Genomic DNA, 24,066 nt, shown 5'->3' with positions numbered 1-24,066 from the left:
GTCGCTTGAAATCAGAGACTTTTTTTACTAATACTAAAGGCTTTTATAAATACTAAACCTTAGTTCTTCTATTATAAATCAATTTTTTTATTTGTCTAGCCGATAATTTACCTATGCAGAAAAAAATATTTGTATTGATGATTTTTATGATGGCCCTGAAAGGTATTACTTTTGCCCAGAATTCAGGTGAATCTGAAGGCTCACAAACAGCCTTGTATACTCCAAAACAGCAGCAGCTGCGCATAAAGGCCAGTGATGTCCGCCTTGTAGCTGATAAGAAAAACGGGGGCTATCATCTTTACGTAAAAAAGACTGCTAATGTAAATTCAATTCTTCTTACAGAGACTACAAAGGACCCGGAAGGTAAAAGCGACAGTTATGCCTACCGAGCCAAAGAGTATAATAAAATAAATGGTGATGAAATACGCTTTCTGGATGGTAAAAAGCTTGAATCTGAGGGTGCAAAATACAGCCTGGTTGATTCAACACCTGAAAAAACAAGCCTTTTTGGTGGAAAAGCTGGCGGTGAAGTAGAAGCTTTTCATATTTATATCCCAGAAACAATTGTTTACGGCTACGAGTGGTCGCGCCATGGGGAAATCACGATTGGTAAGGGCACTTTTATAAATATCCGTTCCTTTGAAAAGCCTTATGCAGACTATACCGGCGACTATATGGACAGTCCTTTTATGTTTGATCTTAAGGTGACAAAACGGGTGGTAAAAAAGCCTGCTCCAAAGCCGGAACCAAAGCCGGCACCTGCTCCACTTCCGGAACCAGAGCCTATAGAAGAACCGGAACCTGTTGAAGAACCAGAAACTGTCCTTACAGATGACTACAACCCTCTTGCAAGCGAAAAGTTTAAGGAAATGTCTGATGATATCATCTATTCAAAGGGACCGGAAACAATCATAGAAGATATTCGCGGCCTTCTCGCGGATATTCCTGATAAAGATAACCTTGATCTTGTTTTTGCAATTGATGCAACCGGCAGTATGAAAAATGATCTTGATAAGCTTAAAACTGATATGCAGCCGTTGCTTGCCGAACTCTTTGGCGAGACGCCGGGAACTCGGGTAGGGCTTCTTTTCTATCGCGACTATGGTGATACTTTTAAGTATATGGATTTGCCGGTAAAGGTATTTCCTTTTACTTCTAATTTTACAAGTTTTTCAAAAAATCTTAACTCAGTTCGTATTTATGGAAAAGAGGGCGGCGATATTCCGGAAGCAGTTTACGAGGCCATGTATGCAGCCTGTGAGTTTTATTCCTGGAGAAATACTGCCCGAAAGGAAATCATTTTGATTGGTGATGCAGAACCGCACCCGACACCCCGGGGTAGCAGAAAGTATTCAAAAGATTATGTATTGGGAATTGCAGAAAGCAGAAAAATCAAGATTCACTCGATTCTTCTGCCTGCTGAATAAATTACTCAGAAACAGTACCGTTTTTAGCCTGAATTTCCTGTAATCTTAATTCAGGAATCTGGCTTATGCTGATATTGCAGAGCTTTTTGTATGAGCCTGGCAGCATAGTACCATAAGAGTCGTAAAGGTCGAGTAATTCTGTAAAGATGTTATAAGCTTTTTCATATTTGTGCTGTGCAAGATATACACGGCCAAGTTCATATTTTGCTTCAACATAAATAGAAGGATCAGAACCATAGCGTTCAACTACAGTGTTATAGCAGAATTCAGCTGATTTATAATCTGAAACTCCACCATAATTTTGTCCCATCTGAATGATTTGGGCAGCAGTTTTATCTTCTGGAATTTCTTTAAGAGTTCGGCAAGAGAAAAATGTAAATGCAATTGAAATAAGTGCAGCAAGAGAAATAATTTTTTTCATAGTGTTAGAAGTTTACCTCAAAATCAGTTTATGATTCAAGACCTGTGCAGTAATGTAAAAGGATGCATAACTTAACATTGCGCCCTGAATCTGATAAAATAGAAGAGATGAAAAAAAGACTTTATCTGATTTTACCTCTGCTTCTTATCGTTTTGCTCGCTTCCTGTGTAAGTACATCAGCAGGTGAAAGCGATATCAATATAGAAAAAAAACAAAGCAATAAAAAGTTACTTTTTAAGGACTGGAAATATAAAGGATTTGGACAGTCTCTGCCTGCCTGGTTTGAGGCTGCATATAAAAATGATGTTAATGCCGTGAAAAAATCTGATGTAAAACTTTCTGAAAGCGAGATTGTTATACTAAGAGGAGATGGCGTAAACAGCGACCAGGCTGACAAGGTTTTGAAAATCAAGCAGGAAGAAATTTCTTCTGATTTTATATTATATGAAACATGCTGGGCTAGCATTGGCGCGGGAGATTATGTCGCTCTCGCTGTATTTTACAAATAGGAGTTTTTATGAAGGTTTTAGTAATTGGTGGTGCCGGATATATCGGAAGCCACGTTGTAAAAGAAATGATGAAGGCCGGACACGAGGTAACTGTATTCGATAATCTTTCGAGCGGACTTCGCTGCAATCTTTTCCCAAAAAATGATTTTATCTACGGTAATATTTTAATTGAACGCGACCTGGAGCAGGCTTTTGCCCGCGGTTTTGATGCTTTTGTTCACCTTGCTGCATTTAAGGCTGCCGGCGAGTCTATGGTAGAACCCGAAAAATACAGCATTAATAATATCACAGGTACAATCAATATCATGAATGCAGCAGTAAAATACGGCTGTAAGAAAATGATTTTCTCTTCATCTGCGGCTGTGTTCGGTTCACCTGAATATCTTCCAATTGATGAAGATCATCCAAAAAATCCGGAAAATTACTACGGCTTTACAAAGCTTGAAATTGAGCGCTTTATGGCCTGGTATGATCAGCTTAGAGGAATGCGCTTTGCAGCCCTCCGCTATTTCAATGCTGCCGGTTATGATCCTGAGGGAGAAATCCGCGGACTGGAGCAGAATCCTCAGAACCTTTTGCCACGTGTAATGGAAGTTGCAGCCGGCATGAAAGAGGGAATGAAGGTTTTTGGAACTGATTATGATACACGCGACGGAACCTGTATCCGCGATTATGTACACGTAACAGACCTTGCCCGCGCTCACGTAATGGCTCTGGATTATATTACAAAGAACGATAAGAGCCTTACAGTAAACCTTGGAACAGAAAAGGGAACTACTGTTAAAGAAATTATTGAAGCTTCACGCAGAATTACCGGCAAGGCAATTCCTGCAGAAGATGTAGAGCGCCGCCCTGGTGACCCTGCATGCCTTTATGCAACTTCTAAGCGCGCAAAGGAACTTCTCGGCTGGGAGCCAAAATATTCTGATGTAGACACACTCGTAAAAACTACCTGGGAAGTATACCGCTAATGAATTCACACGATTTTTTGAAAACTAACGAGCGTGAAATCGTTGCTCTTGAAACTCTTCTTACTTCTATTCCTGCCATTGCTCCTGAGGGCGGTGGAGATGGAGAATCGAAAAAGGCAGCTGCTCTTGAGGCCTGGCTTCGTGATAAGGGCTTTGAAGGTGGCAGCCTTGGCTGCACAATAGAACGCTTTGAAGCTCCGGACAGCCGTGTAAGTGCAGGGGTAAGACCAAGTCTTGTTGTAACAATTCCTGGTACAGATGACAGTCAGCGAATCTGGGTAATGGCTCACATGGATGTAGTTCCTGTAGGCGACCCAAAGCTCTGGAATACAGACCCATGGAAAGTTGTAGAAAAAGACGGCCGCCTTTACGGGCGCGGTGTAGAGGATAATCAGCAGGGCCTTTGTTCTGCTGCCTTTGCGGCTCTTTATTACATAAAAAACGGCCTGGTACCGGCCCATACAGTAAAGTTGCTTTTTGTTGCTGATGAAGAAAACGGCAGTGAGTATGGAGCAATCTGGCTCATTCACAATACTTCACTGTTCCGAAAGAGTGATCTGGTTTTGATTCCTGATGGGGGAGACAGCGAAGGCCGCACAATCGAAATTGCAGAAAAAAATCTTTTGTGGCTGCGAGTTCACGTAATGGGCAAGCAGACTCACGGAAGCCGCCCGGACAGCGGTGCCAATGCCTGCCTTGCAGCGTCTGCTCTCTCTCTTAAACTCAACGGTCTGGAAAAAGTTTTCAACAAACACGATTCACTCTTTGAGCCTGACTATTCAACCTTCCAGCCGACAAAGCGGGAAAAGAACGTAGACAGTATAAACATCATTCCTGGTGAAGATACTTTCTGCATGGACTGCCGCATTTTACCTTGCTACAAGCTGGATGATGTTCTAAAAGAAGTAGATAAGTGCTGCCGCGAGGTAGAAGCTGAATATGGTGTAAAGGTTGAGTATACAACTCCACAGAAATCAGAAAGCCCTGCAACTCCGGTAACTGCACCTGTTGCCCAGAAGCTGGCCGCTGCAATTAAAAAGGTTCATAACATTGACGCCGAGTTCATCGGAATCGGCGGTGGTACCGTTGGCGCTGAGTTGCGACGCGAAGGAATTGATGCTGTTGTATGGAGCACGCTCGATGACCAGGCCCATCAGCCGAATGAATACTGCGTAATAGAGAATCTTATTAAAGATGCTGAAACTTTGATCGAATTCTTTGCGAACTAATTTAATGGTGGTTTCGATACGGCCTTCGGCCTACTCAACCACCGGTGATTGAGTGCCCGCGAAGCGGGCGTATCGAAATCACCTTACCTTCAGGAATACACCCATAATTGTGCAGGTGATAAGCAGCTGAAGAATCATAAACTTGAGGAGAACCTGGGTTGGTGACCAGCCGCGGTTCTTTCTCATGTGGTCGTGCAGAGGGAATCTGATATTTTCAAAAATCTTAATCTTAAAGAAGCGGAGCAGGAAAACCTTAAGAAGACCCATACCGCCGTTAATCAGAATGATTGATGAGGTTGCAAGAATAATAAATGGGTTTCCGCTTACCATTACACCAACGCCGATAAAGTAACCAAGGGCGCGGCTTCCTGCATCTCCCATAAGACAGTGAGAAGGGAAGGCATTGTGCCAGAGGTAACCCATTACAACTCCGGCCATTGCCATAAGCATAACAGCCCAGTTTGCTCCGGAAGGAAGGTGCTGAATCAGAAGGTAGGCTGCAATATCCTTGTGGCCAAGAACAAAGTAGAAGAAAATTCCAAGTGTTAAAAGTGCAATCAGAACGAGGGTAGAAGAAAGCCCGTCAACACCATCTGTACAGTTTGTTGTATTAATGGAAGCCCAGAGCATGATTGTACAGATTACGATATAAACAATCGGGTTCACTGCAATTTCATTTGCAAAGAAAGGAAGCCAGAAGCGGACAATTCCATCAGGTGAAAGCTGTTTGAAAGAAAAATACAGAATAAAGGCTGTTACTACACTGATGATTAAATCCAGGGCACCCTTGAGATATTCACCCCAGCTGTCGGTAGAACGGTCGTCCAGATAACCTGTGAGCATTGTAATCCAGGTAAGCAGAACAATTGAAGCACGGGTCCAGGTCATAGGACAAATCAAAAAGCATAATACAACAAAAATAGAAATGAAAACCACACCTGTTCCGGTTGGCTTTCCTTTAGCAGCCTCTGCATTATCCTTGAGAGTGAATTCGCGGCCTCTGTCATGAGGCAGTACATTGTAGAATTTTGGAATCAGTTTATAGGCGAGAATAAAGCCCAGATAAAGTGCAAGGGTAATAAGTACTGCGTAAGATGTAAGGAGTCGTGCAGGACCCCAATACTGCTGAAGAAACTGACCAAGATGGTAAAGCATAAAAAACCTCGATAAATACTGTTAAAATGAAAGATGTGTCATACCTGTAAAAACCATGACAACACCATGCTCGTTACAATAATCTATAAACTCATCATCGGAAGAAGTACCGCCTGTCTGAAGAATCGCTTTTACACCGCTGTCTATCAGCATTTTTACAGATTCTCCAAAAGGAATTGCTGCATCGCAAACCAGAACCTCTCCCAGGTTACTTTTATCAATATCATGGTTCAGACGGAAGTCGTCGCCGGGAAGTCCGCTGGCACGCTCCGTGTGTTTAAGGGCTTCAAACCAGACACCGTCTATTGCCCTCTTTACGGATGTACAGCCCTGGGCTATTCCGCAGATAGAATTCTGTTTTAAAAGAATTGCAGAATAAGAACGGGCTCCCATTGCAAGAAGCATACCGAAAACCATTTCATCAGTCTGAATCTGAGAAGGTCTGTTTTTTGTACGAACCTTCCACTGATTAAATAGAGTAGTGTCTTTTGTCTGAACCAGTATACCGCCGTTTATAAAGCGGGCTTCAAGATTAATATTTGTAATTTTTGCTGAAGGAACAAGCTTTGTCTTTTTATTTCTGGAAAGAATCTGTTTTGCCTCAGTAGTAAAGCTTGGTGCTACAATGGCGGCAAAATCTCCCTTAAGAATTTCTTCGGCGGCCTCTCCGTTAATTACGGCAGAACAGGCAAATACAACATCTCTTGTACTGATGGCGTCGTAAGTAAAGGTAGACTTAAAGGAATCAAGGACATTTGTTGCATGAGAGGCACCAAGAATGGTTCCAAACTTTACAGCCAGTGAAAATACAGTTCCGGTAAGCGGAGTAAACTGAGTTGTAAATTCATAACCGTCGCTGTTTGTACTCTTTACAGTAAGCTGGTCTTTAAGCAGGGCAAAAAGAGTGTTTATCTGGCGCCAGGCATAAGAAATATCATTTACCAGAGTGTAAGATAAATCTTTATTCTGATATTTTAAGAAGTTTCCGAGAGAGCCTTCTTCTCCAGGTGATTTATAAAGAAAGGCAGCCTGCTGGGCATTCATTCCGCTGTGAAGCTGAAGCTCACGTTTAAAAGGCAGCATCATATAATTCATAAAAGGCTGATTATACTGCGGGCTCTGCAAAATAGAAGCGGAAAGACCTGCATCAAAAGCAGAAACAAGATTAAGGGCCTTTGCTGCAAGATAAGTTCTGAACTCCAGGGAAATACTTCCTGTTCTCAGCTGAATCATGGCTTCTTTATAATCTTCCGGATCTGTAAGGATTAAAAGATTTTCATAATTCTTGAAAGCATTGCGAAGAAGTGATGTTACAAAAAAGTTTTTTGGACACAGCTGATTGTCGAATTGCTTTGAAACTATAGAAGGATTAATTACTGGAAGAACATTCATACAAACTATGAAAATATTGTTTTCTTCATCATCCGGGTGTGAAATATACTGCTCATCCTCTTCATGATACTTGGTCATCATAACCTTTCGTATGAGACGGGAGGTATCGGCCATGAACATATTGTTTTCCGAGAGGGCAGCTTCCTTTGTTACAGGAATTTTCTGCTTTCTTAATATTTCTTCTGTTTTGTTTGCAGAAAGAATTGTCCAGCCATCTGAAACAAGAAATTCGGCAAACTCTACGAGATTTTCTGTGTTTTCAACGTGAATTACAGCTCTCTTTGTCATAACTTTATTTTATCAGAAAAATAATGTAAAATGAAGTCCTATGAAAGCTATATCAAAAAAGTCTCTTCTGGCTGGACATATTACTGTTCCGGGTTCAAAAAGTCATACAATACGTGCCCTGATTCTTGCCGCAATGGCAGACGGCACTTCACATATTTCTAATCCACTTCCAAGTAACGATTGTCTTTCAACTGCGGCCGCTGTGCGCAAGGTTGGAGCTGATGTAGATTTTGGTGATGAAAACAGCGGAGTGTGGACTGTAAAAGGTGCCGGAAAGAATCTTCACTTGCCGGAAGACCAGATTGATGTAGGAAACTCGGGCTCTCTTATGTATTTTCTCTGCCCAGTGCTTTCAACCCTGCCGGGCCAGTGTACCTTTACCGGCGATGAGTCTATCTGCCGTCGCCCTGTAAATCATCTGATTGATGCCCTCTGCCAGTTTGGAGCAAAGGGACGCAGTCTTAATAAAGGCCCTGATGGTTCAGAGGGAACAACTCCGCCTTTTACTTTCTGCGGTCCAATTGATGTAAATAAAACTCTCGTTACCGAGGGCGCACTCTCTCAGTATATAAGCGGTTTTATGATGGCCGCTTCTCGCCTTAAGGGAACTCTAAAAATGGAGCTTACAAATCCTAAGGAAACTCCATATCTTACAATGACAAAGCTCTGGCTGGAGAGCCTGGGAGTGCCTGTTCAAATCAGCCCGGATTTTAAGCACATCTCCGTAACTGGTCCTGTTCCATTTAAGGCCTTTGACCGTGCCGTTCCTTCCGACTGGGAGGGAGTGGCTTTTCCTTTGATTGCGGCTTTAATTTCCGGCAGTTCGATTGTTATTGATAATATAGACGGTTCCGGCAGCCAGGGTGATGATAAGATTGTAGAAGTGCTTCAGTCGGTTGGCGCTGATATTGAATGGCGCCGTGAAGAGGGACAACTCCTTGTGAGGGGCGGAAAAGTTTTGACTACTGCCGGCTTACCTGACGGCCGGCTTACAGTAGAAATGTCTGCCTTCCCGGATGCAATCTGCGCCCTTGCAGTTATTGCCTGCTTTATCGAAGGAAAAACAGTATTTACTGATATTGATATCTGCCGCAAAAAAGAGACGGACCGCATTAAGGCAATGACCAGCGAACTTACAAAGCTTGGTGCAAAGATTGTTGATGAGGGCGACCGCCTTGTTGTTTATGGTGACGGCGGCAAAAGTCTGCATGGCGGAGAAGTTGAATCTTACAAAGACCACCGTATAGTAATGTCGCTTGCCTGTCTGGGGCTTGGTTTGGCGGCCGGGCAGTCGGTTACAGTAAACGATGCAGAATGGTGCAGCATAACCTTCCCTAAATTCTTTGAAGTTATGAATGATATTGGAGCCGGCTTTGAAGTTGAGTGAAAATCCTGACTTTCTGCAGAGTCAGCTCATTACTTATATTGGCAACAAACGTGCGCTTCTTGATTTTATAGGTACTGCAGTGGGCGAGGTGCAGAACCGGCTTGGAAAATCGAAACTTACCTGCTTAGATGTTTTTGCGGGGAGCGGCATTGTCAGCCGCTACCTCAAGCAGTTTGCCAGTGCCATTACTGTGAATGATCTTGAAAACTATTCAGGTATAATCAACCGCTGTTATCTCAGTAATAAATCTCAGATTGATATTGAACAGCTGCATGTGCTTCATGAAAATCTTTGCAAAAAAATAGACCGCCGCCTGGCTGCCCTTGAAAAATCTTCTTCAGGTTTTAAGGGCTCTGGCTTTATTTCAGAGCTTTATGCTCCTGCCAGCGAAGAAAAGATTGAAAAAGGGGAACGCTGTTTTTACACTCCTTACAATGCAGCATATCTTGACCTTTCCCGCCAGCTTATAGAAAAAGAGGTGGCCCCTGAGCTCCGGGATTTTTTTATTGCACCCCTACTTTCCGAAGCTTCTATTCATGCAAATACAGCAGGCATTTTCAAGGGCTTTTATAAAAACTCAAAAACAGGTACCGGTCAGTTCGGGGGAAATGGCCGCAATGCCCTTTCAAGAATCCGTGGAAAAATACAACTGCCTTTTCCTGTCTTTTCTGAATTTGAATGTAAGTCACGGGTTTTCAGCAGTGATGCAAATAGTCTGGTTGAAGACCCGGCCCTTTATGATAAGGCTTTTACCAGAGACGGACTATTTGATTTAGCTTACTTTGATCCGCCATATAATCAGCATCCTTACGGTTCAAATTATTTTATGCTCAATCTGATTGCAGATTATAAAAGACCGGACTCAGATAATATCAGTCGTGTTTCAGGAATTCCAAAAGACTGGAATCGTTCCGACTACAATAAAAAACGTCGTGTAGCAGAAGTTTTTGCAGAGCTTGTCCGCAATGTAAAAGCCCGTTATGTTCTTGTTTCCTTTAACTCAGAAGGCTTTATTTCTAAAGAAGAAATGATTGAATTACTTAGCTCCTGCGGTAAGGTTCAAGTTCTGGAAGCTGATTATAATGCCTTCAGAGGTTCCCGTAATTTAAGTGGCCGCGAAATCCATGTTAAGGAATTTCTTTTCCTTGTAGAAAAGACCTTGTAAAAATCATTAATAAATCCTTGTAAAAATCAAAAATATAAAAGATTTTTCTCAAAAAAGTGTCAAAAATGACATATCAAATCTATTTTAACATAGGGAACTATAAAGGAGGTTTTCTATGAGAAAGTGGATTTTGTTATTGCTGGCGGCCGCAAGCTTTTTCTCCTGCAGCTGTAAAAATCAGTTTGTAAAAGATTCATCATTTAAGAGAAGCGGTCAGACAGATGCGGCACTTGCAGGAAAATTAAATATCTCTCTTGTCTGCTGGAATGTTCAGACATTTTTTGATGCAGTTACAAGCGGATGTGAATATAAGGATTTTAAAAACTCTGAACGCTGGACAAAGGAAAAATACATACAAAGACTTAATAAACTGTGTGATGTAATGACTTCGCTAAATCCTGATATTTTTGTGATGGAAGAAATCGAAAATGCGGATGTAGTTCAGGACATTGCAAATTTTCTTGCAGACGGATCCTGGGAAAGAAAGAAAAACTGGCAGTACACCTGTTTTGCAAAAGAAAGCGGAAGTGCAATAGGCTGTGCTGTTTTTTCAAGATATGAACTTGTAAAATTAAGATGTCATAGTCTGGATATACGTACTCAGACAGAAGCCCAGCCTTCTGCAAGACCTGTAATGCAGCTTACGGTAATTGCGGGGAATCATGAGTTAGAACTTTTTGTTAATCACTGGAAGTCTAAATCGGGAGGCCAGGATGAAAGTGAAATCTGGCGCGACTGGCAGGAACTTACGCTGGCAGAGAACCTGCTGCTTAATCAGGACTCTGGAAGGCCGGCGCTTATGTGCGGAGATTTTAACAGAAGCGCAGAAGATTTTATTCTTTTTACAAAAGACAGAAAGAAAACAAATGTTGTATTAAGGGGTGCCTCTGGTAATGTCGAAGTATATTCTCCCTGGTTTCGGTCTGATGGAAAGTTTGCAAGCGAAGGCGGCAGCTATTATTATAATGATAGCTGGGAAAGAATTGATAATATAATGCTTGCCGGGCAGGCAGATTTTTCTTCGTTTTCGACTGTTACAGATTCCCCTGTGGCAGATGAAGAAGGAATACCTGCTGCCTACAAAATATTTACCGGAGAAGGTTGTTCCGATCATCTGCCGTTAAAATGTGTAATAAGTCTTTAGCTGATATATAAATTTATTTGAGTAAAACCCAGGTAGCTCCACTTCCGCCTTCTGCCTTTGTTTTAGGATGGCCGGAAGTGCCGCAGCGTTTGTCCTGCTCAATAAAACGGCGGACGAGTTCACCAAGTACAGGATCTGAGCCGTGAGAATGAATGCCTTTGCCGTGGATAATCAAAACCTTTCGTAAGCCCCTGGCCTTGCAGTCTGTGATAAAACGGTCAAGACTTTCCCGGGCCTGGTCCTGATGCAGCCCGTGAAGATCAAGTCTTGCTTCCGGCTGCATGTTAAGAAGGTAATTTCTGTCATATAGCTTTGAACGGCTTTCCTGTTCTTCTGCCAGCTTGTCTTTATCAATTGTTCCGTAACGGCGGAGCCAGAGTTCCATAGGATTAATCTGTTTTGAATTATCTGCTTTAAGCTTTGCTTCAAAATCTTTTTCAGCAGCACGGGCTTTTTCTTCTGCGGTGGGTGCATTTGCCTTTTTGTGAGATACCTGATTTTTGCCGCTTTCCTTTTGTTTTTTTACCTGATTTTTCTGGTAATTATCCCATTGATTGAGAATGTCGCCCATGTCCATATTGTTGCCCCTTAACGTATAACGCAAATATCGTCTGTATTACACCAGCCGCCTGTTTCTCCAACTTCAATGTAATACCATTTGCCTGTACTTTCAAGAATCCGGACCCTGCTGCCGGCTGAGATTTCAGAAATTGATTCTGCGTTTAATTGAGGAATGGAATAGATTTTACAGCCTTTACAGATTCCATAGCGTTCGTTCTTTCGCGCAGCGCAGTAAATCATAACTGCAATTCCAATGACAAGAAGAACAATAAACATAAGAGTACGGATTTTATGTTTGTTTTTGATAGCAATAATCATAAAAACAATAGAAGTAATAATGATGATTATAGCGATATAAAGAAGAACCGAAGGAAAAATCGGATTGTGAGAAACTACAAGTCCGCAGGATTCTTCATAATTTATACGGTTTTGTCTGGCTTTAGGATAAAGCAGGAATTCGTTATGCTCTCTTGTATAATAATCAGCAAGAGTCTGACATTCTGCTTTTGTGAGTGGAGTAACTTCTGGATTTTTCTTTTCATCTTCCTCCTGGAAAAAGGCTGCAGAAAAAATGTCATCCTCATTTTCTGATTCCAGACTTTCATCGCTTTCTGTAAATTCAATCAAAAAGCCCGGCATACGCAGTTCAATTCTTGAACCTTTGTAGCCGACAGCAAAAAGTCGAAATGTTGGTATTTTCTGTGTACCGGCAATAAGGCCTGTCCATTCAAAAGATGCTACAGGAATAAGGGTGTGAGAGTAAACACGTTCACGTATGCGGGCTTCTGTAAATTCATATTCATCAATACAGGTAAAAATTGAATTCTTTGGAAGGTCCCAGCTGAATTGAGTCAGCTGAGTTGCATACTGGAGGTTTACGGTCAATCTTATTTTTTTTCCTGTAGGAATTTGTAAAACAGGATTTGTGTTATATAAATCATCCGAATAAATTTTTGTGCCGTCTTCGAACTCTACAACAATTCTAGGATTCATAGTTGACGGATCTGGAGTTACAGTAACCGGCTCAAAGGAAATTGTTCTTCTGCGGTTTTGAATCATCACGGGAAGAGGGGAAGGTGTATAGTGTCCTTCTTTAGCAAAATTATACCATACTTCGATTGTTGTTCCATTTTGCTTATAGTCTTCGGTTTTACGGATTGTACGGAAGGTAATGTCCTGCTCTTGTGTAGCTGCGAGTACCTGAACCTGAGATGCTCTTACATTTGGAATTGTTACTGTAAACTTTAAGTCTGTTTTTGAAAAAAGATTCTGCCCCTCTTCCGGGACAAATCTCAGCTGCCTTATCTGCTCAAGTGTAAGTGTTTGTGCAAAAGCAGCAGTAGTACAGAATAAAATAAAGAGAGTAATTAGAAATCTTCTGACAGATTTGATGAGTCGCTGGTTTCGCTGTTTTTCCATTGTTTCTGGTCATTCTCCTTTATATGCTGGAATACTGCCTGTTCAAGATTCTGAGGTGAAGCTTCCTCCTGAGAGGCCTGAATCTGATTGCTCTGATTCTGTTTACCTTTTGCCTGGCTCTGCTGCATGGAAAGTTCAAAATTGATTTTTGCATCCATTTTGCTGCTGTCTATTTCCAGAGCCTTTCTGAAATAATCTCTTGCTTCTTCAAAATCAGAATTACGCCAGGCAAGAATACCGGCATTATAAAAAGCAGAGTAGCGTACTGCGTCAGGTGCATCTTCCGCAATTGATTTAAAATGTTCAAGGGCTGCGTCATCTTCACCAAGCATAATGTAAGCGGTTCCAAGATCATAAAGAGCATAGCTTTGAGTAAGACGATCTGAATCTGCAGCTGCACTTTCTGAGGCTTCCATAAAGCATGAAACAGAATGTCTGTATTTTTTCTGCTGATATGAAATTGTGCCCTTGAGAATGTTAGCAGTTTCAGAAGAACAGCCGGTAAAAATCAGAGTGATAAGAGTGAAGGTGGCTGCTGCCGGCTTAAGGTTCTTAGCTACAAAGAAACGGGCAAAATTAAATTCAGTTGCTACGTAGCTGAGAATTAAAAAGATTGCTGCTAAAGAAAGAAATAGTTTATAGCGGGGAACGGGCTTTACTTCATAAGATGTTATAAGGTTTTCTGTTGTAGCAAAGCGAAGCTGCGAAAGCAGTTTAAGGGCAGAGCCCTTTTCCTGAGAATTGATGTATAAAAGATTCTCGTGGTTGTTGAAAAAACGGAAGCGGATAGAAGCCTCAGAAATTGCTTTTTCAAGACGGTCCCGGCGCAGGGCTGTCATAACCTGAGTTTTTCCGTCACCTGTTAAAACCGGAGTTTCAGCTTCAGAACCAAAGCCGATAAGTGTTACCGGAATACCAGCTTTCTGACATTCGAGCAGGGCAGAGGAAAGCTGACCGTCTGTTTCTTCACCATCTGTGAATACCCAGATTCTTCCGGCAGAAGAGAAGTTTGTATTAAAGGATTCTTTTGCTTTTAAAATGCCTTTACCAATACTTGTGCCGGGAACCGTCATAAGGCCCGGAGACATAACATCAAGTAAAGATTCAACCATGGCAGAATCATCTGTAAGAGGAATGGCTGCAATTCCGTCTCCCTTTGCAATTACAACAGAAACTGGGATTTCTTCCATTTTTGAAAGAAGTTTTTTTGCATAAAGAGCAGATGCTTCAAGACGGCTGGTATTACCTGGACAATCCTTTGCCAGCATGCTGTTGGAAATATCAAATACCATTGCAACAGAGTGTCCGGATTTCTGGACCGGAACAAGGTAGGTGCCCCAGGTAAGGCCGGCACGGGCAAGCAGAAGGAAGATAAAGGCCAAGGCAAGACAGCCCGAGCGTACAAATAAAATCTTTTTATAACGGAAGCAGCTCATTTCTTTTAAGATGACCCGCTTTATAAACCAGGCCATTACAAATAACAGAATTGCTAAAGAGAGAAACTGTTTATAATACAGATTGTTTACAGTGCGGTAGGTAAAGGTCTGAGAAACAGCCTCGGTTTTTGAAACTGTAGTCAAAATATCTGAAAGTTCATTTAATGTAAGGGCTTCAAAATATCTTCCGTTTGCAATGGCTGATATTTTTTTTAGGGATGCAGGATTAAAGTTTGAATCAAGATAACCTGAATAAAGACGACCTGTTATCGGGTCTGTGTATTCAATTGGAACTTTGCCCTTAGAACCGATTCCCACTACATAAATTGTAATCTTGTTATCTGCGGCTAACTGGGCTGCAGTTTCCGGATGAATCTCCCCGGCATTATTTTCACCATCTGTGAGAAGAACAATACACTTTTTCTGGGCACTTGAAGAAACCAGGTGGCATACAGCAGTGCTTAAGCCGTCGCCTATAGCAGAACCGTTTCCAAAGGCACCGGCAGTAATCTGGGAAAGTCTTGCAGAAAAGAAAGTCTGGTCACTGGTCGGAGGAACCAGAACGGCGGCACTGCTGCCAAGCCCAACGAGACCATAGCGGCTGCCGTCATTTTTATTAGTCAGCATATAAATTGCATTTTTTGCAGCTTCAAGACGCTGACCTCCGTCTACATCTTTTGCAGACATAGAGGGGCTTGTATCAAGAACAAAAATAATGTCAGTTCCAAGAGATGTGTAAAACTTTTCCTGATTTGAGATAACGGGAGCAGCCAGTGCACATACAGAAATTAAAAAAGCAAGAATGTAAAATATGCTGGAAATTACAGAAAGAAATTTCTGAGTTTTACCCTTCCACTCAAAATGCCTTCCTTCCCAGTCTGCAAGAACTGCAGGGAAAGAGATGCGGTTAAAAATTTTAAAATGCCTCAAAATAAAAAGGGCTGGAATAAGAATCAGGAGAAAAAAGGCTGCAGGATTTTCAAAACTAGGCATGAGTTTCCTCCTCTGACTCAAGAATTTCAATGTTTATGATAAGTTTTTCAATAAGATTTACTAATTCATCTTTTTCAAAAGTGCCGTCCTTGCTGTAACGAATGAAATCTGTGCGGATAAAACAGGCGGCAATTTCTTCAAAGGCTTCTTCCTTTTTTCCTGATGCAAGACCACCTGTAACACTTTGCCAGCCGGCCATAATTTCAGAAGTAACAGTACGGGTAAAAGGATAATCAAAGCGTACTTCCAGATAATTTCGTAAAAGTTTCTGCAGGCTTTCTGCTGCGTTTTTTGCAGTGAAGTCTGAATCGGCTGCAGTGTCAGCAAGTTTGAACAAAGCTCTTTTTGTCTGCTTTTTATTTTTCTTATATTTTCTAAGCAGACGTTTATTGTTTATGTAAAAGATCAGGCTTTTACGTTTTACAAAAAGCCTGATAAGAATAATCAGAATAAGGATGATTGCAGCAAGGCTGCCGTAAAGTTTGTATGCAGTGCCCGGCAAAAGAAGTGGTGCTGCCGTATCGTGCAGACTTGTGGTAGAAACATTTTCTGCAGTTATTAAAGAGACAATCTGTATGGGCTGAAATTCAAGAATTGTTTCACTTCCTTCAATTTCCATTGGAGGAAAAAGGAGTTCTCCGGTTTTCCAGGGTACAAATGTAATTGTAAGCTGATAAAAATCTATACCGGCAGGGGCCAGGGTAATGTCTTTTATTACGTATTCTTCTGAAGAAGATTGACTAACTAACGGTAGTCTGGCAGTGCCTTGCGAGGTAAGGTCTTTAAGAGTTTGATTGGGGCTGTTAAAGGTGCAGCGTAATTCTGCTGTGTCGCCGATGTAAACTTTTTTAGGCATGAGAATCTGCTGTGGTGAAATTGTAGGCATTACTTTCTCCTTACCTTATGCGGGCCTTGCGCGCAAAAATCTGATTCAGCACCTGAACAGGTTCTGTTTTGGTATCGAGTACTACCGGCATAACTCCGTGCTTAATGCAGAAGTCCTGCCAGCGGTTCTGGTTCATTTCGTTATAGTTCCGCCATTCTTTTTTGAAGGCAGGTGATGAAGAAGGAAGAGACATTTTAAGTCCGCTTTCGGCATCCTGGAAGGTAACTGTTCCAAGAGAAGGAAGCTCCTCGTCGCTGGCGTCGTGAAGGTTTATGGCAATTACATCGTTTTTCTGGGCCAGGTTGATAAGTGGCTTTTCCCAGCCGCCGCTGCGGAAATCCGAAAGGAGGAAAACGAGAGTTCGTTTGCGGAGTACTTTAGCCGCTGCGGTGATTGCATTTGGAAGCACTGAACCGCTTGCAGGAGCTGCCGGCAGCCTGTCCAGATGGTTCAGTATCTGCATTGCCTTTTCTTTACCGAGAGAAGGTTCGCAGGAAAAATGAATTGAGCCGTCGAAAATTACGGCTCCGGCCGGGCAGGCGTTTAGTTCTGCGGCTATGGTCACGAGGGCGGCCGCCTCTGCCGCTGCGGCGTATTTTGTGCGGCGGTCTGCAGAACTTTCAAGTTGCATGGATCGCGAGGAGTCTACAATGAGAAAAATCTGTAATTCGCGTTCTTCTTCGAAAACTTTGATGTAAGGCCGCCCCATTCTGGCTGTTACGTTCCAGTCGATAGAACGTATGTCGTCTCCGCGAATATAATCACGAACACCAGCAAACTCAACTCCCTGTCCACGGTAAAGCGAGCGGAAGTTGCCGCTTTTCATACCGTCGGCAATATCTTCTGCCATAAGCCTCAGGTAAAGAGCTTTTTTTATGAGAGATTCATTGTTTGCAAGATATCGTTTAGACATGTTTTTTTTCTCAAAAAGCGTCATGCTGAACTTGTTTCAGCATCTCTTACGGAACCGGAATAAAGTCCAGAATTCTTGTGATAATATCATCAGCTGTAACATTGTCTGCTGCAGCTTCGTAAGAAAGAACAAGGCGATGGCGCAGAACATTGAGGGCAACAGCCTTAATGTCTTCCGGTAAAACAAAGTCGCGGCCTGCAAACATTGCATGAACTTTTGCACACTGCAGCATGGCAATACCCGCACGAGGCGAAGCACCAAAATGAATGTAACGTGTAATGTCGTTTGTGTTTGCAGTATTTACAAGAGTTCGGCCGGCCTGCTGACGCTTGGAGTTTTCCGGACGTGTAACAGTCAAAATAGAAACTATGTATTCAACAAGTTTTTCATCGCAGGTAACTTTTTCTGCTGCAGCCTTAAGTGTAGTAATATCAGCCGGCTGAACAATTCTTTTAACCGGTACATAAGCTGCTTTGCCTGCAGTCTGTACAATTTTAATTTCGTTGTCTGCAGCAGGGTAAGAGATTACAAGCTTCATTAAGAAACGGTCCAGCTCGGCTTCAGGCAAATTATAGGTTCCTTCCTGTTCAACCGGATTTTGGGTAGCAAGAACAAAGAATGGATCCGGAAGCTTATAGGTTTCTTCTCCGATTGTAATCTGCTTTTCTTCCATTGCTTCCAGCATGGCAGACTGAACTTTTGCAGGTGCACGGTTAATTTCATCAGCAAGAATTACATTTGCAAAAACAGGTCCTTTTCTTACGCTGAAGCTTCCGGTGTTCTGTTCATAAATTAAAGTTCCTGTAACATCAGCAGGAAGTAAATCCGGAGTAAACTGAATACGCTTAAAATCAAGACCAAGAATTTCTGCCACAGTTTTAATTGCAAGAGTTTTTGCAAGTCCAGGAACACCTTCCAGAAGAACATGACCTCCTGCGATAAAAGCAGTTAAAATATCATCAACAAGCTGTTCCTGTCCAACAAGGCGCTTTGCTGCCTCTGAGTGACAGTTTTCTATTATATGTACAATTTCATTATTCATAGCCCTAGATTATATCAAAAACTTGCCTACGTTACAAATGCATAAATATACAAAAAAAATGCATAATCATTGACTAAGAATGAACAAATTCGCATAATTAGGGCATTATGATTAATCCATTAGCAAAAGAATTGAATGATACCCTCTCAGGTTCAGTAGTAGACGCCCTCATGTCGGATATGGGAAAGCGCCTTTATTTCCCAAACGGAATTATTTCTCAGGGTGGAGAAGCCGCAAAAGATGCTCACTTCGCAAACGGTACAATCGGTATGGCAGTTGCACAGGGCACACCAATCGAGCTTGATTCTTATAAAAAGAACATGCCTTCACTCACTCCGCGCGAAACTGTTGCTTATGCAAAAACTGCCGGTAATCCGGATCTTCGTGCTTTATGGAAAGAAAAAATCATAGAAAAAAATCCATCGCTTAAGAACAAGCAGTTCTCACTGCCTATTCTGGTACCAGGACTTACTGCTGTTCTTTCTTATGTAAGCGATCTTTTTGTTGATGTAGATAAGCCGCTTCTCGCAGCAGACCCTTGCTGGGATAACTACGAACTGATTGCAGCTGCCCGCCGTGGTGCTGAGTTCCATCAGTTCAAGTGCTTTGAAAACGGAAAGTTTAATATTAAAGATCTTGAAGCAAAAATGAAGGCAGACGCAGAAAAATACGGTTCAGTTCGCGTAATCCTCAACTTCCCTCAGAATCCTTCAGGCTACAGTCCTACAAAGGATGAAGCAAAAGAAATTGTACGCATTGTTCGTGAAATTGCAGAATCTGGTAAAAAGGTTCTTGTTCTTTCTGATGATGCTTACTTCGGACTCAACTACGAAGATGATATTGAACCTCAGTCACTCTTTGCTTATATGGCAGACCTTCACGAAAATGTACTTGCAATCAAGGCTGATGGTCCTACAAAAGAAGACTTCGCCTGGGGCTTCCGCGCAGGCTTTGTAACCTTTGCTTCAAAAGGCCTCACAGATGCCCAGTACACAGCACTTGTAACAAAGTTTATGGCTGCTATCCGTTCTTCAGTTTCCTGCTCTTCAACTCCATCTCAGAGCCTTGTAATGCATGCTCTTAAGGATGATGCCCACAACAAACAGAAGATTGAATGCCGCAAAATGCTCAAGCGCCGTTACGACCTTGTACGCAAATTTGTAAATACACATACTTCAAAAGTTCTTGAGCCGCTTCCTTTCAACTCAGGATATTTCATGAGTTTCCACGTAAGTACAGGCAAGGCTGAAGAAATCCGTAAAGAACTTCTCAAGAAAGACGGTATCGGAATTATTCAGATTGACCCTCACACACTTCGTGTAGCTTTCTCAAGTATTGATGAAGATAAGATTGATTCAGTTTACACAAGCATTTATAATGTAGCTGATGCATTGTAAAAAATTGAAGCCTTCTGTTTTTATTCTTACTATATTTCTTTGCGCTGGCGTCATGCTGACCGGCTGTTCAAAAAACGGCCGGCAGAATGCCCGTACTGTATATCAGCAGGAACGAATTGTAATATGGACCAGCTGCCGGGAATTTGCCCAATATATAGAGCTTTTTAACCGCCAGCATAGCGATAACTGTGCCATTCTTGTATATAAAGAAAATCCGGCCTTGTCCCTGCCTCCTGCAAAAGATGAAAATCCGCCGGATATAATTGTCGGTTCCTGGCTTCGAACTGAATCTCCTCAAAAAAGCTTTAAGTCACTTGATTATCTTTTTGATACAAAAAGACTTACTTCAGAAGTTTTTTATCCCCAACTGCTGGATTCCGGAAAACGTAAAAAAGTTCAATATCTTTTGCCGGTAAGCTTTAACCTTCCGGCAGTTGTTTTTTCAACTGATAACAAAGATCTCATTCCGGAAAATTATACACTTTCACTCGAAGAGATCCGGCAGACGGCATCTGCTTTTAATGAGAAAAATAAAAAAGACGCCTATACAAAAATTGGTTTTACACCTTTAGGCAATGATGAGTTTTTATATCTTGTTGCAAAAATGAAAGGAACCGATTTTCGGGAAGGTAAGGGAGAAATTGTCTGTAACAATCAGTCTCTTTTAAATGCGTCGACAATGCTGCGCGACTGGGTTTACAAAGAAAATACATCCCCGCAGATAGAAGAGGATTTTTCTTTCAAATATCTTTTCATGCCTTATTACCGTCAGGTTTCTTCGGGTAGAACCTTATATGCCTATACCACAAGCGACAATCTTTTTAAGATTCTTAAAGAACAGGATTTGTCCATAGACTACCGATGGGTAGTTGAAGATAATTCAATCTATATCGAAGACTCCCTGACCATGCTTGGAATTTATAAGGATTCCAGAAATCAGGTTGGAGCAACGGAATTCATTTCCTGGTTCTTCCAGTCAGAAAATCAGAAAAACATTCTTGAAACAAAAGAGGGCATGCATCTGGAAACGGATTTGTTTGGAATTGCGGGTGGTTTTTCTTCACTGCGCGATGTTACCGAACATGTTCTGCCGGTTTATTATAATCAGCTGCTTACAAATCTGCCGCCGTCTCAAATGCTTACAGTGCCACAGATGCTGCCTGCCCGCTGGGAAAGTTACCGTACCTTAGTTGTTGAGCCTTATATAAAAGCAGTTATCACAATGGCAGATGGAGAGACAACACCATCCCTTCAGGATTTTGAAAAGGAATGGCGTAAAAAAGTCTTTGATTAACTGGTGGTTGAGTAGGCCGCAGGTCGTATCGAAACCACCAGTGTAACATGTTTGCAATCTACTTAAACATCTCCAGCGCAAATCTCACGGTATCCATAGCATCCTTACCGTAAAAGTCTGCGCCAATCTGGTCGGCATATTCCTGAGTCATTACAGCGCCGCCAACGCAGGTTTTAGCCCATGGGCATTCCTTTCGCAGTAGCTTGATTGTTTCTTCCATTGCGGCAACCGTCGTGGTCATAAGAGCCGACAAGCCTACCAGCATAACGTGGTCCTTCTTGCAGGCCTCAACAACAACTTCCGGCGGCACGTCCTTGCCCAGATCAATTACCTCAAAGTCATAATTTTCCAGCAGAACCTTCACAATGTTTTTGCCAATGTCGTGAATGTCGCCCTTTACAGTTGCGATAATAATCTTTCCCTTAGGTGCACCCTTCTTTCCCGACTTCTCCATAAACTCACGGATCTCGCCGAAAGCCGCCTTAGCCGCCTCTGCCGCCATTAAAAGCTGGGGCAGGTACATGGTCTTTTTCTCAAATCGCTTTCCAACGTAGTCCAGTCCCGGAATAAGGTGTTCGTTGATAATTGTCAGCGATTCGGTGCTTTTGAGAAGTTCACGGGTGGCGGCAGCGGCATCTGTCTTAAGTCCGTGGATAATTGCATTGCTTAAACTAGAGGTGGGGGAAGCCTCCCCCTCGCTCGCACTTCGTTGCTCGCTACCCCCTCCAGCGGGGGACACCCCCGCAACGCCCCCGGCATTTCCGCCGGTGGTTGAGCCTGTCGAAACCACCATGTTGGCAAGACGTTCTGCTTCCACCGTGCTCCACTCAATATAATCCGTACAGTTTTCATCGCGGCCCGAAAGCAGGTTGTAACACCTCCATGCCTTAATCATTTCTCCCTGAAGAGGATTCATAATTGCGGCAGAAAGTCCCGCCCCCATACAAAGCGTAAAGAAACTTGCAGTTACAAATTCGCGGAGTGGTAAGCCAAAGCTAACATTTGAAATACCAAGACTTGTAAGTCCTCCCATTTCGTGAATGGCACGGACAGTTTCCATTGTTGCAATGCCGGCTCGTGAGTCTGAGCTAACAGCCATGGCAAGAGGGTCTATGATGATGTCAGATTTTTTAATTCCGTATTTTTCTGCTTCTTTGTAAATCTTTTTAGCAATCTCTACACGGCGGGCACTGTCTTCAGGAATACCGTCTTCATCCAGAGTAAGGGCAACTACAAGGCCACCGTATTTTTTTACAAGCGGGAATACAGTATCCATAATTTCCTGCTTGCCGTTTACAGAGTTTATCATTGCCTTTCCGTTGTATCGGCGCAGAGCTGCCTCCATAACATCCGGCTTGGTTGTATCAATCTGAAGGGGCAGGGTAGTTACGTTCTGCAGTTCTTCGAGAACGCGTAGCATCATTTCTTTTTCGTCAATTTCAGGAAGACCTACGTTTACGTCCAGTACCTGGGCTCCGGCTTCTTCCTGTTCCATTCCCTGGTGAATAATGTAAGGAATGTCTCCTGCACGCAGGGCTTCCTTAAACTTCTTTTTTCCGGTCGGGTTAATTCGTTCACCAATGAGAACCGGTCTGTTAGGTCCGCCAAAGTATACGACTTTTGTGTTTGAAGATACGCAGCCGATACAGCCTCCGGTAACGGTGGTTTCGATACACCCGCTTTGCGGGCACTCAACCACCGCCTCTCCGTCACTACCGGTGGTTGAGTAGGCCGCAGGCCGTATCGAAACCACATTTTCCGCAATCCCCTTAATATACTCCGGTGTAGTTCCGCAGCAGCCGCCAAGAATCATAGGTCCCAGGGCAGCAAGCTCCTTCATTGCTTCAACAAACTCAGGTGCTTTAACATCAAAAACGGTTTTGCCATCTACAACCTTAGGGAGACCTGCGTTAGGTTTTACTAACACCGGCACGCTTGCTGCCCGGCAAAGGCGTTCAACAGTCGGCTTCATTTCCAGAGGACCAAGACTGCAGTTTACACCAACCGCAGAAACTCCAAGACCTTCCAGCATGGCAACCATTGTTTCAGGGCAGGAACCGCTTAGAGTACGGCATTCCTTGTCGTAAACGTTGCTTACAATAATTGGGAGAGTACCTTCGGCAATTCCCAGTTCTTCCATGGTTTCTTTTGCAGCAAGAACGGCAGCCTTAGATTCATAGCCGTCGTTCATTGTTTCTATCATTACACAATCGATTTTTTTATCAAAGGCAGCCTTAAAGGTTTTCTTAAAAAGTTTTACACAGTCTTCAAAATCAAGATCGCCCATTGGCTTGAGCAGTTTTCCGCAGGAACCAATGTCAAAGGCTATATAGTAATTGCCGTTCGGGTTTTCTGCCAGAATCTTGTCGCGGGCTGCATTGGCATTATCAATAGCAGCTGTAATAAGGCGTTCAAGCTCCAGCGGAAACTTTGTGATAAAGGCTCCAAAGGTGTTTGTGTTTACAATATTAGAGCCGGCTGCAAAATAATTGTAATGCAGCTGCACAATGCGGTCCGGGTATTTTATGTTCCAGGTTTCAGGGAGTTCACCTGGCTTTAGGCCCATGCCCTGTAAAACAGTACCTGTTCCGCCGTCAAAAAATAAAAGTTCTTTTCCTAAAATATCACAAAGTTTTTTCATGAAAAAAATTATATAAAATTTTTAAAAAAAAATCAAAAAAAATGAAAAATTCTGTTGACAAGTTTTTGTTTTAGATATATATTCATTTTCACCGTCGCAACACAGAGCGACAAAAGCAAAACAGTTTTTTGACATAACAGGGAAGGAAAGAATAGAACAAGTAAGGTTCTAAAAACGAAATAAGCGAGAAATCGCTGGTTTCGTTCTGTAAGCAATTGACTACATTTTATCAGTTTTTATAAAACTGACCTAAAATCAATTTCAACTTAATTAATATAATAGTTGGGAATTGAACTGTTTATGAAATCATTAGCCTTCGGGCTATTGAAATAATCATGGAGAGTTTGATCCTGGCTCAGAACGAACGCTGGCGGCGCGTCTTAAGCATGCAAGTCG

The 24,066-nt window shown here is 42.4% G+C and carries 19 protein-coding genes and 1 rRNA gene; 10 read left to right on the top strand and 10 right to left on the bottom strand.

Going from position 1 to position 24,066, the window contains the following annotated elements; translation table 11 throughout:
- Positions 1-113: 113 nt before the first annotated feature.
- Positions 114-1,427, top strand: a complete 1,314-nt coding sequence (locus G626_RS0104745; RefSeq protein WP_022931643.1) for a vWA domain-containing protein — start codon at positions 114-116, stop codon at positions 1,425-1,427.
- A gap of 1 nt (position 1,428) precedes the next feature.
- On the opposite strand, the gene G626_RS0104740 is transcribed toward G626_RS0104745, so the two are convergent.
- On the bottom strand, positions 1,429-1,848 hold the full coding sequence (locus tag G626_RS0104740) for an outer membrane protein assembly factor BamD (RefSeq protein ID WP_022931642.1): 420 nt from the start codon (positions 1,846-1,848) through the stop codon (positions 1,429-1,431).
- Between the two features lie 107 nt (positions 1,849-1,955).
- Between G626_RS0104740 and G626_RS0104735 the strand changes: the two genes are divergently transcribed.
- The 3 genes from G626_RS0104735 to G626_RS0104725 are packed head-to-tail and all read left to right on the top strand — an operon-like array spanning position 1,956 to position 4,557.
- Positions 1,956-2,357 carry a hypothetical protein gene (locus G626_RS0104735; RefSeq protein ID WP_156003177.1) on the top strand — a complete coding sequence of 134 codons (402 nt, stop codon included), beginning with the start codon at positions 1,956-1,958 and terminating at the stop codon, positions 2,355-2,357.
- An 8-nt stretch (positions 2,358-2,365) separates the two neighbouring features.
- Entirely contained in the window at positions 2,366-3,328 is a 963-nt protein-coding gene (gene galE / locus G626_RS0104730; RefSeq protein WP_022931640.1) for a UDP-glucose 4-epimerase GalE, read from the top strand.
- A complete protein-coding gene (locus tag G626_RS0104725) occupies positions 3,328-4,557 on the top strand; it encodes a M20 family metallo-hydrolase (RefSeq protein ID WP_022931639.1) in 1,230 nt (409 codons plus the stop codon). Before galE ends, G626_RS0104725 begins: the two co-directional genes overlap by 1 nt.
- 78 nt (positions 4,558-4,635) lie before the next feature.
- Here the strand turns inward: G626_RS0104725 and G626_RS0104720 are convergent, their stop codons facing one another.
- On the bottom strand, positions 4,636-5,712 hold the full coding sequence (locus tag G626_RS0104720) for an MraY family glycosyltransferase (protein WP_022931638.1): 1,077 nt from the start codon (positions 5,710-5,712) through the stop codon (positions 4,636-4,638).
- A gap of 21 nt (positions 5,713-5,733) precedes the next feature.
- Positions 5,734-7,392, bottom strand: coding sequence for a hypothetical protein (locus G626_RS0104715; RefSeq protein WP_022931637.1), 1,659 nt, complete (start codon positions 7,390-7,392; stop codon positions 5,734-5,736).
- Between the two features lie 40 nt (positions 7,393-7,432).
- On the opposite strand from G626_RS0104715, the gene aroA reads away from it, so the two are divergent.
- From aroA to G626_RS0104700, 3 genes are all read left to right on the top strand, one after another.
- A complete protein-coding gene (aroA, locus tag G626_RS0104710; protein ID WP_022931636.1) occupies positions 7,433-8,779 on the top strand; it encodes a 3-phosphoshikimate 1-carboxyvinyltransferase in 1,347 nt (448 codons plus the stop codon).
- Positions 8,772-9,944 (top strand): DNA adenine methylase, encoded by a 1,173-nt coding sequence (locus G626_RS0104705; protein ID WP_231365104.1) that lies wholly within the window; start codon positions 8,772-8,774, stop codon positions 9,942-9,944. Before aroA ends, G626_RS0104705 begins: the two co-directional genes overlap by 8 nt.
- Before the next feature lie 115 nt (positions 9,945-10,059).
- Positions 10,060-11,088, top strand: coding sequence for an endonuclease/exonuclease/phosphatase family protein (locus tag G626_RS0104700; protein WP_022931634.1), 1,029 nt, complete (start codon positions 10,060-10,062; stop codon positions 11,086-11,088).
- 13 nt (positions 11,089-11,101) lie between these two features.
- Here G626_RS0104700 and G626_RS0104695 read toward each other — a convergent pair whose 3' ends face one another.
- Genes G626_RS0104695 through G626_RS0104670 form a run of 6 tightly spaced genes read right to left on the bottom strand, consistent with a single transcriptional unit; the run spans position 11,102 to position 18,338 of the window.
- The gene (locus tag G626_RS0104695; protein ID WP_022931633.1) at positions 11,102-11,665 is read right to left on the bottom strand and encodes a Smr/MutS family protein; all 564 of its coding nucleotides are present in this window, start codon (positions 11,663-11,665) and stop codon (positions 11,102-11,104) included.
- A gap of 11 nt (positions 11,666-11,676) precedes the next feature.
- Entirely contained in the window at positions 11,677-13,068 is a 1,392-nt protein-coding gene (locus G626_RS0104690) for an SH3 domain-containing protein (RefSeq protein ID WP_022931632.1), read from the bottom strand.
- The gene (locus G626_RS17835; RefSeq protein WP_022931631.1) at positions 13,017-15,497 is read right to left on the bottom strand and encodes a VWA domain-containing protein; all 2,481 of its coding nucleotides are present in this window, start codon (positions 15,495-15,497) and stop codon (positions 13,017-13,019) included. The genes G626_RS0104690 and G626_RS17835 overlap by 52 nt, the downstream gene beginning before the upstream one ends.
- Positions 15,490-16,383, bottom strand: coding sequence for a hypothetical protein (locus tag G626_RS0104680; protein WP_022931630.1), 894 nt, complete (start codon positions 16,381-16,383; stop codon positions 15,490-15,492). Before G626_RS0104680 ends, G626_RS17835 begins: the two co-directional genes overlap by 8 nt.
- Positions 16,384-16,393: 10 nt before the next feature.
- Complete coding sequence (locus G626_RS0104675; protein ID WP_022931629.1) at positions 16,394-17,296, bottom strand: DUF58 domain-containing protein; 903 nt, start codon at positions 17,294-17,296, stop codon at positions 16,394-16,396.
- 46 nt (positions 17,297-17,342) lie between these two features.
- Positions 17,343-18,338: an AAA family ATPase gene (locus G626_RS0104670; RefSeq protein WP_022931628.1), complete on the bottom strand. Its 996-nt coding sequence runs from the start codon at positions 18,336-18,338 to the stop codon at positions 17,343-17,345.
- Positions 18,339-18,445: 107 nt separating this feature from the next.
- Here G626_RS0104670 and G626_RS0104665 point away from each other — a divergent pair, with 107 nt between their 5' ends.
- Complete coding sequence (locus G626_RS0104665) at positions 18,446-19,735, top strand: aminotransferase class I/II-fold pyridoxal phosphate-dependent enzyme (protein ID WP_022931627.1); 1,290 nt, start codon at positions 18,446-18,448, stop codon at positions 19,733-19,735.
- Entirely contained in the window at positions 19,725-21,029 is a 1,305-nt protein-coding gene (locus G626_RS15425) for an ABC transporter substrate-binding protein (RefSeq protein WP_022931626.1), read from the top strand. The genes G626_RS0104665 and G626_RS15425 overlap by 11 nt, the downstream gene beginning before the upstream one ends.
- 58 nt (positions 21,030-21,087) lie before the next feature.
- Here G626_RS15425 and G626_RS0104655 read toward each other — a convergent pair whose 3' ends face one another.
- Complete coding sequence (locus tag G626_RS0104655; protein ID WP_022931625.1) at positions 21,088-23,670, bottom strand: homocysteine S-methyltransferase family protein; 2,583 nt, start codon at positions 23,668-23,670, stop codon at positions 21,088-21,090.
- A gap of 332 nt (positions 23,671-24,002) precedes the next feature.
- On the opposite strand from G626_RS0104655, the gene G626_RS0104650 reads away from it, so the two are divergent.
- Positions 24,003-24,066 (top strand): 16S ribosomal RNA (locus tag G626_RS0104650); the annotation flags it as partial.

Source organism: Treponema bryantii NK4A124 (assembly GCF_000421345.1).
GTDB lineage: Bacteria > Spirochaetota > Spirochaetia > Treponematales > Treponemataceae > Treponema_D > Treponema_D bryantii_B.
This window is presented reverse-complemented; position numbering and strand designations above follow the sequence as displayed.